Consider the following 14,688-nt stretch of genomic DNA (forward strand, 5'->3'; position numbering starts at 1 on the left):
TGGCCCGATGACAAAATCCGACCGCTCATTCGATGGTTCGATAGCTCGCTTGAACTGATCGGGCCGTCGCGATGACGTCAAAGAGCTTACAATTGTGCCTGCTCGACGCGGGGGAGAAGGCTAGGCCGGAGGCTCCGGATTGGCCGGCACTAGGTCCAACTCGCGTTGATTCTCTGCCTTCCTCCGATCCAGATCAACGCGGCAATGCTTCGTGCGACAGCGGCAGGCCATCCCGCGCTTCAACCTCCAAGTCAGTGGTGCCGGGCAGTCCGGGCGCTCCACGCCCCAGATACGGTGCCGAACGTCCTTGATCACCGTCACGATCACAAACGGTCGGGCATCGTCGTAGAGAAACGGCGTGAGTTCTTCCAACAGCCCCTCAACCAGGAGGGAGCTCCGAATCCAAAACGCAATCCATGATGATGTTCATATGTTAGCCATGGGGAGTATCGGGCTAGGGCAAATTCGCGTCTAACGCGACAATTGTGAGGCTCGGCATTCTTGCCGAGCGCGCCGGATCACTCGCTCTTATACGACGACACCCCATTGATCTTGCTCGTAGGAATGCGCGCAAAAGATGCTTCATGGACCAAAGAACCACCCATGGTGTACCTTCTTTTGATTTGGGGGAGGATCAAATGAAGCTACTTCTACGTCGCGACCAACGATCAGCGATCATCGGTTCCAAGCCAGTCTTCGTGCTTGAGGTGCGTGCTGAGCTTTCCGCAGAGGAGCGCGAGAGCATCAAGAAATACAAGCTAGGCGACGCCATCCTGTACGAAAGGCGTCCCATGAAAGAGGGTTCAAATGAATACGCTCAGCTCGGGCACGCCCTTGCTTGGCGGTTCGCCAACCTTACCATTCAAGTCTCCGACCTCGCCAATGGCCGCAAGATTGAGTGCAAAGACATCCTCGAGATGCTCGGCGTCGAGGAGCAGCTCAAGCGGGCGGCCCAGACCTTCAAAGCTATCCTCGACGCTGCGTCTAATTTTGGCGGCGAGGAGGTGATCACGCTCTAGCGGCCGTGGACTGGGATAACATCGCTGCCTGGTTCACGGGCGGCACCCGAAACCGCGAACTCTCAGACATGCGAGCGCAGTGGTCGGAGGTAGACGACCTCTGGCAGCGCTCCCCCTTGGCTGTCACTCCACTCGACGATTTGACCGTCCTCATCATGAAGCGGGTCTTCAAGGCCTGTGATCGCCTGCCGGCGTATCCCGTCATTGCGGCTTGTGCGGAAGCGGTCGAACGTATCCTCCGTGCCGAAGACGTCCTGGCGCTTGTCGCGGATTGGCCCGTGATCGACGGCGACGTGGCAGCGGCGGTGGAAGTTCGAAAGCTCCTCGTGCGTCGCCGACGGTGGGCAGCGGACTTCGAGCGGATGTTCAAGACGCTGGGCGATCGGCTGGTCGACGGCTTCGTGACGCTGTTTGCTGCGCTTCCGGAGAGCTGTTTTCAGCCTTGGGATACGGGCCGAGGCGACGCCTTGGGCGTCCCCTTGATCGAGCTTCTTAATCGACCAGCCGAGATGGTCGAGCGGTTCCTGGTACTGCCGAGCACAGACGAGACTGAGCGTCTGGACCTCTTCTACAAGCTCCGGCGGCAGCTGATCCGCAATACGGTTATGGCGTCGGGCTTCGCTGCGGAGACGCCGCCCGAGGACGTGTGGGCAAAGCTCCTGGTGCCGACCCGGCTCAAGGGGCGGACTCGATGTCCGACGGATCGATGAGCACGAGGCGGTCAGCGAGGCTCCCGGGCACGTCCGGCGAGAACAGCTCCAGCCGGATCAGCTTGTTGATCATGTCGCCCTGGCTGTCGATCACCACAACCGACCGTCCATTCGGAACGATCAAGGCCTGGATGGGCCACACCCACTTCCTGATGAAGCGGCTGTCCAACGTGAAGACGGAGATCAGCCTCCACATCCTCGCCTACAACATGAAGCGGGTGATGGCGGTGCTCGGAACGAAGCCCTTGATGGAAGCGATCAGAGCCTGAGAAGGGAGCGCTCTGCGCCTCGCCGTTACCTCCGCCCAGCCGCAGCTCCGCACGTTTTTACACAGCCTCAGTCAGAAGCAGTCACCGGCGATCTAGGAAGTTATGAACTGCCGCTAGGCGGTATCCGGTGGGCAGGTGTGCATCTCGCTCCCACCACATCCACGTCTTCGCATCCGCGCCAACCTGAGCCGCTGCCTCCTTTTGCTGGAGACCCAGCTCTTGCCGGCGGACGCGTAGTCGTTCCCCTAGTGTGGGGTTCTGGGAGAGCGTAGCGTCGGCTCGGCGGGCTTTCAGGGGATATCGGACACCTGGTAGCAAGAAGGCAACGCGACCATGCCGCTGCGGCGTGGGCGGCGCCGGGCGCGGGGCTTGCGGGAAGGCGCCGCGGTGCCAGATGGACTATCGCAACCGCATCTCCGGTCCGATGTTCGACCGCATCGACCTGACGGTGGAGGCGCCCCCGGTCACCGCAGCCGACATGGCCCTGCCGCCGCCCGCTGAAGGCACGGCCGAGGCCGCCGCCCGGGTCCTGCGCGCCCGTGAGATGCAGACCGACCGCCTGCACGCCGCCGGCGTCGATCCTGACACAGCGCAGGATCAGGCGGTGAACGCCCGGGTCTCGGGCGATCTTCTGGACCGCTTCGCCGCGCCGGACGAGCCGGGCAAGGCCTTGCTGATGAAGGCGGGCGAGGTCGGCGGCCTGACCGCGCGGGGCTGGACCCGCACCCTGCGGCTGGCCCGCACCATCGCCGATCTGGACGGGTGCGACGGCGTCCTGCGCCGCCATATCGCCGAGGCCCTGATCTATCGTCGATCAACCGCCGACGCGAACGCCGCCTTCGACGCCCGCCGCCCGGCCGCCCCGGCTCCCGCGCCCGGCCTTCCCGCGTGGTGATCTCTTAACGTCTTGAGTTCACGGTGTGATCGAGGAGAACCCGACATGCCCCGGCGACGGATCGAACAGCCAGCCCCCGCGACGCCCGAGATCGTGTCGACCGAGCAGCAGTTCCTTCGCCTGATGAGTCACGAGATGCGGACACCCCTGAACGGGGTGATCGGCATGCTCGGCCTGTTGTCCCGCACCAGGCTGGACGGCGCCCAGCGCGCCTATGCCGAGGCTGCGCGATCCTCAGCCGAACACCTGCTCGGCCTGGTCAACGACCTGCTGGACTACGCTCGTCTTGAAGCCGGCAAGCTGGAGTTCGACGCCGCCCCCGTCGATCTGGAGGCGCTGGTGCGCGGCGTGGCCGAGCTGCTCAGTCCCCGCGCCCATGATAGGGACCTGGAAATCGCCTGGTCAGTCGCCGCCAACGCCCCCGACGTGCTCGCCGACGAGGGTCGCTTGCGGCAGGTGCTGTTCAATCTGGCGGGCAATGCGGTGAAGTTCACCACGACCGGCGGTGTGCGCATCGCCGTCGAGCGCGCGGGGGGAACAGACGAGGCTCCGCGCCTTGCCTTCATCATCGACGACACCGGCCCCGGTGTTCCCGCCGAGGCGCGCGAGCGCATCTTCGAGGAGTTCGGCCACGTCGACTCCAGCGACGCCAGCCGTTTCGGCGGGGCGGGTCTGGGCCTCGCCGTCGTGCGCAAGCTGGCCGCCGCCATGGACGGGACAGTCGTCGTCACGGACCGCCCCGACGGCCCCGGCGCCCGCTTCCGCTTCGAGGCGCCGTTCCCGGCGGCGCCGGACACTGTGCGCGGACAACCCCTCGCGGACGTTTCCGTCGCGGTCCTCACTCCCGACCTGTTCATCCGTCAGGCCGCCGAGGCCCAGATCATAGCCTCAGGCGGGACCGTGGCGGCGGACGCCTCCATTGTGCTGGTCGATCACGCGGGGCGCCAAAGCCCGCACGGCCTCGCCGCCCGCCCCGCCGACAGCCGGGCCGTGGTGCTGCTCAAGCCCTCCGAACGTGACCTGATCGCCCGCTACCGTTCCTCCGGCTTCCACGGCTACCTCATCAAGCCACTGCGACGCGCCTCGCTGGCCGAGCGAGTTCTGGCCGTCGCCGGGGTTCAAACACTGGAACGGTCCGGCGCCCGTCCGACGCACGCCGACGACGACCGGGTTCTCCCCGGCCGCTTCTCGGGCACCCGGGTGCTGCTGGTCGAGGACAATCCCGTCGGCGCCCTGCTGGCCTCGACCTTGCTGAAACGCGAAGGCTGCGCCGTGGAGACCGCCGCCAGCGGCGAGGAGGCGCTCGCCGCCCTGAAGCGCGCGCGCTACGATCTGGTCTTCATGGACATGCGGATGCCCGGCATGGACGGTCCCACCGCCTCGCGCGCCCTTCGCGCCCGTGGCGACCGCACGCCCATCGTCGCCCTGACCGCCAACGCCTTCGCCGAAGACCGCAAGGCCTGCCTTGAGGCCGGCATGGATGACCATCTGGTCAAGCCGCTGGAACTGGAAGCCATGCGGGCCGCCCTGTCCCGCTGGACGAACCGCGAAGTCCGCGCCAAGGTCGCCGTCTGAATCAAGAGACGCCGGGGGCGTCCGGAGACGCCTATGACCGACAGCTCGACGCCCGCGACCGAGGCCGCCTCGCCGCCGCCCGCGCCCAAGGGTCTGGCCGTCCTGAAGGCCGCCTTCCGCGAACGCCGGACACTGGCGATGCTGTTGCTGGGCTTCTCGGCGGGCCTGCCCTTCGCCATGCTGATCGGCACGCTGAACGCCTGGCTGACCGAGGCCGAAATTCCGGTCGCGACCATCGGCGTCCTGAGCTGGATAGGTCTGTTCGGCGCCTTCCGGTTCCTGTGGTCGCCCGTCGTGAGCTGGACCCCGCCGGTGATCGGCAAGCGGTTCGGCCGCCGGCGCAGCTGGCTGATCGTCCTTCAGGTCATCATCGCCATCGCCCTGGGGCTGGTCGCTCTGTCGCATCCCGACACGGGAGTGCTGGGACCGCTGGCCATGGGGGCTGCACTGGGCGCCTTCGCCTTCGCGACGCAGGACATCGTCATCGATGCCTGGCGGATCGAGGTCGCCGATGAGACGACGCCCATCGACCTGCTGTCGACCATCTACCAACTCGGCTATCGCACCGCCGCCCTGACCGGCGGAGCCGGCGCACTGCTGCTGGCGACGGTTCTGGGCTGGCCAGGGGTCTTCATCGTCGGCGCTGTCCTCATGGGCGTGGGCGTCATGGGCACCCTGATCGCGCCCGAACCCCAAGCCAGCTCCCGCGCTGCCGTAGCGCGCGAACGTCGGGGGTCGCCGCGCCTGCGCCTGATTGTCCTGATCGCCACCCTGTCGGCCTGGGCCTGGGCGGCCTTCATGCTGTTCCGCTTCATGGTCACAGCCCTGACCACTTCGCCGGCGCCGAGCGCGGGCGCATTTACCGGTTCGTGGGGGCCGTGGATCGTCGGCGCGACCGTGATCCTGCCCGCCGCCCTCGCCGGCCTGATTGTCTGGAAGGGTCGCGGACCAACCGCAGAGGAAGCCTCCGCCCGGCCGAAACTGGCTGATACCCTCTATGACGCCATCCTGGCGCCGCTGGTCGAACTGATGGGACGGCTGGGTTGGGGCGCATTGATCGTTCTGGGCCTGATCCTGACCTACCGCATCACCGACGGCGTCTGGGGTCCATTCGCCTTCCCCTTCTACATGGGGGACACTGGCGGCGCGCTGGGCCACACCAATGCGGAAGTGGCGCTGGCGTCCAAGACCTTCGGCGTCTTCATGACCATCGCCGGCATCGCGCTGGGCGGCTGGGCGCTTCTGGTCATCGGCCGGATGTGGAGCCTGCTGATCGGCGCGATCCTGTCGGCCGCCACCAATCTGCTGATGATGGATCTGGCCATGGGCGCGCCGGTGATCGGCGGCTTCATGCGCGCGACGCACCTGTACGACCTGTTCGCCGTCTTCCATATCGGCGAACCGCTGGCCCGCCTGATGCTGGCCATCGCGGGCGAGAACGTTGCGGGCGGCTTCGCCGGCGCGGCCTTCGTGGCCTATCTGTCCGCCCTGTCGAACAAGACCTTCGGTGCGGTTCAGTTCGCGGTCTTCATCTCGCTGGCCCTGCTGATCGGCACGCTCGGCCGGGGCGCGCTGGGAGAGCTGGTCGATGCACAGGGCTATGCGCCGATGTTCGCCATCGCCGCCTGGCTGGGCCTGCTGGCCGTCGTGTTCTGTATCCTGGAGTGGGTGCGCGGCAGTATTGTCGAGCGTCGCAAGGTCGACGCCCGGAGCCTGATCGGCTGAAGGGGAATCGGAGCCAGGCTGGACCGCGTCCAACCTGGCCGATTTCGTTCCGGGCCTGATCGGCCCGGACTTCAGGCCTTACTCCTCGCCTTCGGCGCCGTCTTCATAGGCGGCGAAGGTCGCGGCGGTGATGATCTCGCTGACCGAGGCGCCCAGCGAAACGATCTGCACCGACTTCTCCAGGCCGACCAGCAGCGGGCCGATCACGGTCGCTCCGCCCAGCGCCTGCACCAGACGGGTCGAGATGGCGGCTGAATGAATGGCCGGCATGACCAGAACGTTGGCGTGACCGGTCAGGCGCATGAACGGATAGGCTCCCCGCAGTTCCGGCTCCAGAGCCAGTTCCGGCGGCATCTCACCCTCGTACTCGAAGTCCACGCCCTTGCTGTCGAGGATGCGGATCGCCTCGCGCACCTTCTCGCCCCGCTCGCCCGGCGGGTTGCCGAAAGTGGAGTAGGACAGGAAGGCGACGCGGGGGGTCTTGCCCAGCTTGCGCACCGTAGCCGCCGCCTGGATGGCGATCTCGGCCAGCTCCTCGGCGTCCGGAAGCTCATGGATCGAGGTGTCGGCGACGAACAGGGTCCGGCCCTTGGCCAGCAGGACCGACAGGCCGATCATCCGTTCCTTCACGTCCAGAACGCGGCGGACCTCCTTCAGCACCATATTGAAGTTGCGGGTCACCCCGGTGACCATGGCGTCGGCCTGACCGCGCGCGATCATGGTGGCGCCGAAGTAGTTGCGGTCCTGATTGATCATCCGCTGAACGTCACGGCGCAGATAGCCCCGGCGCTGCAGCTTGGCGTAGAGCCATTCGGTGTATTCGGCGTTGCGGTCGCTGATGCGGGCGTTGACGATCTCGATGCCCATGTCATCGAAATTCAGACCGGCGTCTGCGGCGTTCTTGCGGATCAGCTCCTCGCGGCCCAGCAGGATGGGCGTGCCCAGTTCGGCCTGCTTGAAACCCCAGGCGGCGCGGATGACCGAGGTTTCCTCGCCCTCGGCGAAGACGACGCGCTTGTTCGGGGCGGCGCGCACCGCGCCGGAAATGTTCTGCATCAGGGCCGCCGACGGGTCGAGGCGCTGGCGCAGGGAGGCGCGGTATTCATCCATGTCGGCGATCGGCTGGCGGGCCACGCCGGTGTCCATGGCCGCCTGGGCCACGAAGGGCGGAATGAACCAGATCAGACGCGGATCGAACGGGGTCGGGATGATATAGTCCCGGCCGAACTTCAGCTTGCGGCCACGGTAGGCGGCGGCGACCTCGTCGGGCACATCCTCGCGGGCGAGGGCGGCCAGCGCCTGGGCGCAGGCGACCTTCATCTCGTGGTTCACCCGGCGGGCGCGCACATCCAGCGCGCCGCGGAACAGATAGGGGAAGGCCAGAACATTGTTGACCTGATTGGCGTAGTCCGACCGGCCGGTGGCGATGATGGCGTCAGTGCGGACCGACAGCACATCCTCGGGCAGGATTTCCGGGTCCGGGTTGGCCATGGCGAAGATGATCGGATTGGGCGCCATGGTGGCGACCATCTCCTTGGTGATCGCGCCCTTGGCCGACAGGCCGATGACGACGTCAGCGCCGACCATGGCCTCGGACAGCGTCCGGTGGGGCGTATCGGTCGCATGGGCGGCCTTCCACTGGTCCATGCCGTGCTCGCGGCCCTTGAAGACCACGCCGTCACGGTCGACGATCACGGTGTTCTCGGCCTTCACGCCCGCCGCCTTCATCAGGGCGATGGACGACAGGCCCGCCGCGCCGGCGCCGGACAGGACGACCTTCACGTCTTCCAGACGCTTGCCCGCGACGTGGCAGGCGTTGATCAGGCCGGCGGTGGAGATGATCGCCGTGCCGTGCTGGTCGTCGTGGAAGACCGGAATGTCGAGCAGATCCTGAAGCTCGCTCTCGATCACGAAGCATTCCGGGGACTTGATGTCCTCCAGATTGATGCCGCCCCAGGTGTCTCCGATGTTCTTGACGACGGTGACGAACTCTTCCGGATCGGTGGTCTTCACCTCCACATCGAAGCTGTCGACATCGGCGAAGCGTTTGAACAGGACCGACTTGCCCTCCATCACAGGCTTTGAGGCCATGTGCCCGAGGTTGCCGAGGCCGAGGATGGCCGTGCCGTTCGAAATGACGGCGACCATATTGCCCTTGGACGTATAGTCGTAGGCCTTGTCCGCATCCTTTGCGATCGCCAGCACCGGGATGGCCACGCCGGGCGAATAGGCCAGCGACAGGTCACGCTGGGTCGCCATCGGCTTGATCGGCGCCATCGAGATCTTGCCCGGCGTGGGAAGGCGGTGGAAGTCCAGCGCGTCCTCGTCGGAGAAGGTCTGTTTGTCTGTCAGGTCGGGCATGGCTTTCGGCGTTTCCGGTCGCAAGGTCGCAGGTCGTCTGTGGCCCCGTTCCTAGTGCGCGGGACCCGGCGCGACAACCGCTGACGCAAGGGAAGGCGCAAACCCGGCCGGACAGGCTTTCCCGGCCGGCCGCCCGCCATCCTGTCCGGAAAATGTGACAGGACGGCTCGCAATTGCGCGGATTCCCGCACCTTGAGCCCGATCAGCGCGCCAAACCACTACGGCCAAGGTTGTGTCCGGGGAGCGTCGCTGTTAGTGCGACCCGTTCTCAATATCAGCCCTCCCCCAAGGCAGATCCCGTGACCCTCCGCTCCCTTCTTCTGCTGTCCACCGCCGCCGGCGCCGCCCTGATCGCGGCCCCCGCCTTCGCGCAGGACGCCGCCTCAGCCGCCGAACTCGACGACGTCATCGTCACCGGCTCCCAGGTCCGCCAGGCCCCCGCCTATGCGGGCGGCCAGGTTGCGACCGGCGGCCGCGTCGGCCTGTTCGGTTCGCTGGATGTGATGGACACGCCCTTCTCCAGCACCGCCTACACGGAAGCGCTCGTCCGCAACCAGCAGGCCGTCAGCATCGGCGACGTGCTTCAGAACGACCCGACCGTCCGCGTGTCCAAGGGCTTCGGCAACTTCCAGGAACTCTACGTCATCCGGGGCTTCCCCGTGTACTCGGACGACATGACCTGGAACGGCTTGTACGGCGTTCTGCCGCGCCAGTTCGTAGCGGCTGAACTGGTCGAGCGCGTCGAGGTGTTCCGCGGCGCCTCGGCCTTCCTGAACGGCGCCGCTCCGGGCGGCACCGGCGTCGGCGGCGCCTTCAACCTGACACCCAAACGCGCCGGAGACCTTCCCCTGAACCGCGTCACTCTTGGCTGGGACGGTGGCGACGCCCTCTACGCCGCCGGCGACTTTTCGCGACGCTTCGGAGAGAGCGGCGAGTGGGGTGGCCGCCTGAACGTCGCCGCGCGCGACGGCGAAGGCTCCATCGACCGTCAGAACAGCGAGCTTCAGGTCATCGGCCTGGGCCTCGACCGTCGTGGCGACCGCGCCCGCTTCTCGGCTGACTTCGGCTGGCAGAACCACCGCATCGACGCGCCGCGTCCCAGCGTGACGCCCGCCTTCGGCAGCACGTCGCTCCCGACCGCCCCATCGGCGGACAGCAATTTCGGCCAGTCTTGGACCTATACGGATGAGGAACAGCTGTTCGGAGCCGTGCGCGGCGAGTTCGACCTGACCGACAACGTCACCGCTTGGGCGGCGATCGGCGGACGCCGCGGCACGGAAGAGAACGTTCTGGCCAACCCCACGGCCCAGTCTGATGGACCGATCAGCGCCTATCGCTTCGACAACGTGCGTGAAGACACCGTGTGGTCGGGCGACATCGGCCTTCGCGCCGAACTGACCACCGGCCCGGTCGGCCACACGCTCGTGGCGTCGGCCTCGCAAGTGCAACTGAAGTCGCGCAATGCCTGGGCGGCGTCCGACTTCTCGGGCTTCGCCATGGGCACGCTCTACAACCCGACCCTTGTTCCGGCCCCGGCGGCCTCGATCCTGTCCGGCGACATGGACGATCCGCACGTGACCGAGCGCGTGAAGACCTCCAGCTTCGCCGTCGCCGACATCCTGTCCTTCCTCGACGGTCGTTTGCTGGCGACGGTCGGGGCCCGCTATCAGGAGATCGAGACCAGAACCTACGCCTATGCCGACGGCTCGGCCTACACGCCCTACACCGCCGATGCGGTGACCCCCGTCTTCGCGCTGGTCTACAAGCCGAGCGATACAATCTCGCTTTACGCCAACTACGCCGAAGCGCTGATCCCCGGAAAGATCGCGCCGGGCGTCGTCAACGGCGTGCCGGTGACCAACCCGGGGACGGTGCTGGATCCGTTCCGCGCTGAACAGGCCGAGGTCGGCGTGAAGTACGACGCCGGTTCGTTCGGCGGCACGCTGAGCGTCTTCCGCACCACCCTGCCGAGCGAGTCCTTCGACCCGGGCACGGGTGTCTACAGCTCGGGCGGCGAGCAGGAGAACAGGGGCGTCGAACTGACCGTCTATGGCGAGCCCGTCGAAGGCCTGCGCTTGATCGGCGGCGCCACCTGGCTGGACGCCGAGATCAAGGAAGCCCTGAACACCGCGCTGAACGGCAAATCGGCCATCGGCGTGCCGGAGTTCCAGATCAACGCCAACGTCGAGTGGGACGTGTCCGTCGTGAACGGCCTGACGCTGGAAGGCCGCGCGATCCACACCAGCTCGCAGCCCGCCAGCGCCGACAACACGCTGGAGCTCGACAGCTGGACCCGGTTCGACGCGGGCGTCCGTTATGAGTTCGAGGCCGGTGACCGCCCACTGACCCTCCGCGCACGGGTCGAGAACCTGGCGGATGAGGATCAATGGGTGGCCGTCGGCGGCTATCCGGGCTCGAACTATCTGACGCTCGGCGCTCCGCGCACCTTCCGCCTTTCGATCTCCACGGACTTCTGATCCGGATGAAGCCGGGCACGATCCGGGCGTGGAGCTGGGTGCATAAATGGTCGAGCCTCGTCTCGACCATTTTCCTGCTGATGCTCTGCATCACCGGGCTTCCGCTCGTCTTCACCCATGAGCTCGACCATGTCCTGCTCGGCCACGACGAGACGGCTCCCGTCTCCCGGGGCGCGGAGAAACTGAACCTCGACCAGGTCCTGAACCTCGCCCTCGCCCGCAAGCCAGGCGAGGTTCCGGCCTTCATGAGTTTCGACGTCGAGCGCCCGGTGGTGAATGTCACCAGCATCGACCCGAACGGCCCGGCCGACCGGTACAGCTTCCAGCCGATCAACCAGTTCACCGGCGAAGCCGCGCCACTCGTCGCCGGTCACCCGGTGATGGAGTTCATTCTCCAACTGCACACCGACATGTTTCTGGGGCTAGCGGGGATGCTGTTTCTCGGCGCCATGGGCCTGCTGCTGGTGGCGGCGCTGGTGTCAGGGGTGGTGCTCTACGCCCCCTTCATGCGACGCCTGCCCTTCGGAACCGTGCGGGCGACGAAGGCCGCGCGGACGCGGTGGCTCGACTATCATAACCTGCTGGGCGTGGTGACCGCCGCCTGGGTGCTGGTCGTGGGCGTGACCGGGGTGGTGAACACCCTCGCGGTGCCGATCATCGCCTACTGGAAGGATGACGCTCTCAAGGAACTAATGGTCGCCTATGACGCCCCGGTCAGCCTGACGGAGCGCAGCTCCCTCAACGCCGCCGTCGAGCGCGCCAAACAGGCCCTGCCGGGCATGACGCTGCAGTTCGTCGCCTTCCCCGGCTCGACCTATTCGACCGACAACCACTATGCGGTCTTCTTCCACGGCGACACGCCGCTGACCGAGCATCTGACCACGCCCGCCCTGATCGACGCCCGCACCGGCGAACTGGCGGCGGTCGCGCCCGCCCCCTGGTATGTGAAGACCCTGTCCCTGTCTCAGCCGCTGCATTTCGGCGACTATGGCGGCCTGCCGCTGAAGATCCTCTGGGCCCTGCTGGATCTGGCGACCATCATCATTCTCGGCAGCGGGCTTTACCTGTGGTGGGTCAAGCATCGGTCGGCGAAACGCGGTGCGAAATGAAGACCGGTCCGTTCAGCCTGAAGGTCATCTTCGCCGTTCCGCTGGTCGTCGCCCTCCTGTCCCTGATCGGGCTCGTCGGCGCCCTGCTCGGCGACGGCGTCTGGGACTGGATCGGCTGGCTGGGTCTGGGGGCCTGTATCGCGGTGACGATCTGGGCGTTGATCGCCCGACGGGTTCGCTAGACTCTAGGGCCGCGTGCCGATCCGTGACGGGTCGTCCGAACGCACCACGGACACCACGACGCCACACAGGTCCGACGCGGCTGTCGGACCGTGAACCCGGTCATCCACCGCATTGTCACGGCTGTCACCGAGCGCGAACCAGTGCCCTTCCGGCACAAGAACTTCAGGCGTGTCATCCAACATTTGGCCGTCCCCGAAGTCCGAGATTAGCCAAGACCGGCCGGAAGGCAGAGTTTCACGCCAGACAGAGACCTGCGGATACAACTGTTTCGATTGGTCCTCCGACATGGCGGCGGGATCAACGCGCTCGCGTTTGACCGGCTGTCCATCGACATGGAGGACGCCGCCCATGACCTGAACCGTCTGTCCCGATCCCGCGACGACCCGCCTGAGCCACGGCTGACCTCGGGTGCGCGCAACCACGATGTCTCCCTGAACAGGCCGGGTTGTTCCGCAGACACCGCCGGGACGGTCGGCAAGCGCGACATCCCCCTCCAGGAGGGTCGGCTCCATCGAACCGGAAGACACCCGATAAGCGTGATGCCCGGCAGGCACGAGCACAGGCTCCTCCGTCAGCAGGGCGAAAAGGAGCAGCGCGGCGATCACAGGTTCAACGCGCCCGTCCGCTCGACCTCCACCGGACCGGTCATGAAGACGTGATCACTGGCCTCGTCCCAGTCGATCAGCAGGCGGCCGCCATCGACATCCACCGTGGCATGCCGACCGGTCACCCCCCGCCGCGCCGAGGCGACCAGAGCCGCGCAGGCGCCGGTGCCGCAGGCCTTGGTCAGACCCGCGCCGCGCTCCCACACCCGCAGGCGAATGTGATCCGGCGACAGGGCGTGGACGAAGCCGACATTAACCCCTTCAGGGAACATCGGGTGATGCTCGACCAGCGAGCCCGAGCCGCGCACGAAGCCGTCGTCCGGCGTCTCGCCGACAAAGAAGACCACATGCGGATTGCCCATCGAGACCGCGCCCGGCGTATGTAGCAGGGGGGCGTCGATGGGGCCGACCTGAAGCTCGATCCCTCGCGTGTCCATCTCCTCGGCCAGCGGCACCTGCTGCCAGTCCAGTCGGGGCACGCCCATGTCGACGGTCACCTGTCCGCCCGGCGCGCGGGTCGCCACGGTCGGACCACCGGCGGTGTCGATCACCACCCTGTCCTTGCCCGTGGACTCCATCAGCACCCAGCCGACGCAGCGCAGGGCGTTGCCGCAGGTCTCGACCATGGTCCCGTCATTGTTCCAGACACGCATGAAGGCGTCGGCGCTATTGCTCGGTTCGATGGCGATCAGCTGGTCGCAGCCCTCGCCCGTCTGCCGGTCCGCGATGGCGCGCACCTGCTCAACCGTCGGCGAGAACGGGGTTTCGAGCGCATTGACGACGACGAAGTCGTTGCCGGCGCCGTTCATCTTGAGGAAGGGACGGGTCATTACACTTCGCATATAGGGCCAGACTGGAGCTGAGACGAGAGAACCGCGTTAAGCTGGGCCATGACCACCACTACGCCTGCCCGGAAGACTGTCGGAAAAGCCGCCCGCAAGGGTGACAAGGGGCCGCAATTCCCGGAACCGCCGGCGCGGGGCGAGGGCCTGCGGCTGCGCGCCCGACTGCGCTACCTGTACCACGGCGCGTCCCCGCTGGCGGTGAAGTTCCGGCTGGCTGTCATTGTCATCGACTTCGCCATCATCGCCTTCTTCCTCGCCGCACCGATCCTGCATGAGGCGGGGATCGTTTTCTATGTGATCGACTACATCATCGCCCTGATCCTGATCGCCGACCTGACCGGTCGGGCGCTGGCGCATACGGACATCAAGGACTGGCTCAAGAAGCCCGCGACCTGGGTGGACCTGTTCGTGCTGGCCACCCTGCTGTTCCCTTACTGGCTGTTCAACCTGGGCTTCCTGCGCCTGGTGCGCCTGTGGACCCTGCTCCATTCCGAGTTTTTCTGGCGCACCATTGGACAGAAGTACGATGACACGCGTGTGGAGGAGGTCACCAAGGCTGTCGCCTCGCTGACCACCTTCATCTTCGTGGTCACGGGTTTCGTTTACACCAGCTTCCGGGGCGAGCATCCGGGCATCACCGGCTATCTGGACGCCCTGTATTTCACCATCGCCACCCTGACGACGACCGGCTTCGGCGACATCACCTTGCCGGGCAACTGGGGGCGGGTGCTGTCGATCTTCGTCATGCTGACCGGGATCACCCTGTTCCTGCGGCTGGCCCAGACCATCTTCCGCCCGCACAAGGTCAGCCACGATTGCCCCACATGCGGCCTGAAGAAGCACGACCCCGACGCCGTCCATTGCAAGGCCTGCGGCGAAATCCTGTGCATTCCGGACGAGGGCGCGTGACACCGC

General features: G+C 66.4%; 12 protein-coding genes and 2 pseudogenes. 10 read left to right on the top strand and 4 right to left on the bottom strand.

Annotation, left to right across the window (positions count from 1 at the left end):
- The first annotated feature begins 584 nt into the window (after window positions 1-584).
- The 3 genes and pseudogenes from ACODRV_RS04475 to ACODRV_RS04485 all read left to right on the top strand — a co-directional run.
- The gene (locus tag ACODRV_RS04475; RefSeq protein WP_488907563.1) at window positions 585-1,019 is read left to right on the top strand and encodes a hypothetical protein; all 435 of its coding nucleotides are present in this window, start codon (window positions 585-587) and stop codon (window positions 1,017-1,019) included.
- 5 nt (window positions 1,020-1,024) lie between these two features.
- The gene (locus ACODRV_RS04480; protein WP_488907564.1) at window positions 1,025-1,729 is read left to right on the top strand and encodes a hypothetical protein; all 705 of its coding nucleotides are present in this window, start codon (window positions 1,025-1,027) and stop codon (window positions 1,727-1,729) included.
- A 95-nt stretch (window positions 1,730-1,824) separates the two neighbouring features.
- Window positions 1,825-1,998: pseudogene (locus ACODRV_RS04485) on the top strand (IS5/IS1182 family transposase); the annotation flags it as partial.
- Window positions 1,999-2,079: 81 nt separating this feature from the next.
- Here the strand turns inward: ACODRV_RS04485 and ACODRV_RS04490 are convergent.
- Window positions 2,080-2,316 (bottom strand): helix-turn-helix domain-containing protein, encoded by a 237-nt coding sequence (locus ACODRV_RS04490; RefSeq protein WP_488907565.1) that lies wholly within the window; start codon window positions 2,314-2,316, stop codon window positions 2,080-2,082.
- Between the two features lie 4 nt (window positions 2,317-2,320).
- Here ACODRV_RS04490 and ACODRV_RS04495 point away from each other — a divergent pair.
- The 3 genes and pseudogenes from ACODRV_RS04495 to ACODRV_RS04505 all read left to right on the top strand — a co-directional run.
- Window positions 2,321-2,893 (top strand): annotated as a pseudogene (locus ACODRV_RS04495) (magnesium chelatase subunit ChlI family protein); the annotation flags it as partial.
- A 45-nt stretch (window positions 2,894-2,938) separates the two neighbouring features.
- Window positions 2,939-4,468 carry a response regulator gene (locus tag ACODRV_RS04500; protein WP_488907566.1) on the top strand — a complete coding sequence of 510 codons (1,530 nt, stop codon included), beginning with the start codon at window positions 2,939-2,941 and terminating at the stop codon, window positions 4,466-4,468.
- Between the two features lie 33 nt (window positions 4,469-4,501).
- Window positions 4,502-6,193 (top strand): AmpG family muropeptide MFS transporter, encoded by a 1,692-nt coding sequence (locus tag ACODRV_RS04505; protein ID WP_141628109.1) that lies wholly within the window; start codon window positions 4,502-4,504, stop codon window positions 6,191-6,193.
- 78 nt (window positions 6,194-6,271) lie between these two features.
- Here ACODRV_RS04505 and ACODRV_RS04510 read toward each other — a convergent pair whose 3' ends face one another.
- Window positions 6,272-8,554, bottom strand: a complete 2,283-nt coding sequence (locus ACODRV_RS04510) for an NADP-dependent malic enzyme (protein WP_141628110.1) — start codon at window positions 8,552-8,554, stop codon at window positions 6,272-6,274.
- 299 nt (window positions 8,555-8,853) lie between these two features.
- On the opposite strand from ACODRV_RS04510, the gene ACODRV_RS04515 reads away from it, so the two are divergent.
- From ACODRV_RS04515 to ACODRV_RS04525, 3 genes are read left to right on the top strand one after another with little or no spacing between them, the layout of a single operon-like run.
- On the top strand, window positions 8,854-11,031 hold the full coding sequence (locus ACODRV_RS04515; RefSeq protein ID WP_488907567.1) for a TonB-dependent receptor: 2,178 nt from the start codon (window positions 8,854-8,856) through the stop codon (window positions 11,029-11,031).
- Window positions 10,941-12,140, top strand: coding sequence for a PepSY-associated TM helix domain-containing protein (locus tag ACODRV_RS04520; RefSeq protein ID WP_488907568.1), 1,200 nt, complete (start codon window positions 10,941-10,943; stop codon window positions 12,138-12,140). Before ACODRV_RS04515 ends, ACODRV_RS04520 begins: the two co-directional genes overlap by 91 nt.
- Entirely contained in the window at window positions 12,137-12,322 is a 186-nt protein-coding gene (locus tag ACODRV_RS04525; protein WP_488907569.1) for a hypothetical protein, read from the top strand. Before ACODRV_RS04520 ends, ACODRV_RS04525 begins: the two co-directional genes overlap by 4 nt.
- Window positions 12,323-12,325: 3 nt before the next feature.
- On the opposite strand, the gene lepB is transcribed toward ACODRV_RS04525, so the two are convergent.
- Both lepB and dapF read right to left on the bottom strand, forming a co-directional pair.
- Window positions 12,326-12,928, bottom strand: coding sequence for a signal peptidase I (gene lepB, locus ACODRV_RS04530; protein WP_488907570.1), 603 nt, complete (start codon window positions 12,926-12,928; stop codon window positions 12,326-12,328).
- Window positions 12,925-13,758: a diaminopimelate epimerase gene (gene dapF, locus ACODRV_RS04535; protein ID WP_488907571.1), complete on the bottom strand. Its 834-nt coding sequence runs from the start codon at window positions 13,756-13,758 to the stop codon at window positions 12,925-12,927. Before dapF ends, lepB begins: the two co-directional genes overlap by 4 nt.
- A gap of 60 nt (window positions 13,759-13,818) precedes the next feature.
- On the opposite strand from dapF, the gene ACODRV_RS04540 reads away from it, so the two are divergent.
- The gene (locus ACODRV_RS04540) at window positions 13,819-14,682 is read left to right on the top strand and encodes a potassium channel family protein (RefSeq protein ID WP_488907572.1); all 864 of its coding nucleotides are present in this window, start codon (window positions 13,819-13,821) and stop codon (window positions 14,680-14,682) included.
- Window positions 14,683-14,688: the final 6 nt, after the last annotated feature.

The sequence above is a fragment of the Brevundimonas sp. FG8 genome (assembly GCF_057808845.1).

Coding starts and splice junctions, on each gene's coding strand:
- ACODRV_RS04475 (WP_488907563.1), top strand. CDS start 585: ATGGACCAAAGAACCACCCATGGTGTACCTTCTTTTGATTTGGGGGAG.
- ACODRV_RS04500 (WP_488907566.1), top strand. CDS start 2,939: ATGCCCCGGCGACGGATCGAACAGCCAGCCCCCGCGACGCCCGAGATC.
- ACODRV_RS04505 (WP_141628109.1), top strand. CDS start 4,502: ATGACCGACAGCTCGACGCCCGCGACCGAGGCCGCCTCGCCGCCGCCC.
- ACODRV_RS04510 (WP_141628110.1), bottom strand. CDS start 8,554: ATGCCCGACCTGACAGACAAACAGACCTTCTCCGACGAGGACGCGCTG.
- ACODRV_RS04520 (WP_488907568.1), top strand. CDS start 10,941: ATGGGTGGCCGTCGGCGGCTATCCGGGCTCGAACTATCTGACGCTCGG.
- ACODRV_RS04525 (WP_488907569.1), top strand. CDS start 12,137: ATGAAGACCGGTCCGTTCAGCCTGAAGGTCATCTTCGCCGTTCCGCTG.
- dapF (WP_488907571.1), bottom strand. CDS start 13,758: ATGACCCGTCCCTTCCTCAAGATGAACGGCGCCGGCAACGACTTCGTC.
- ACODRV_RS04540 (WP_488907572.1), top strand. CDS start 13,819: ATGACCACCACTACGCCTGCCCGGAAGACTGTCGGAAAAGCCGCCCGC.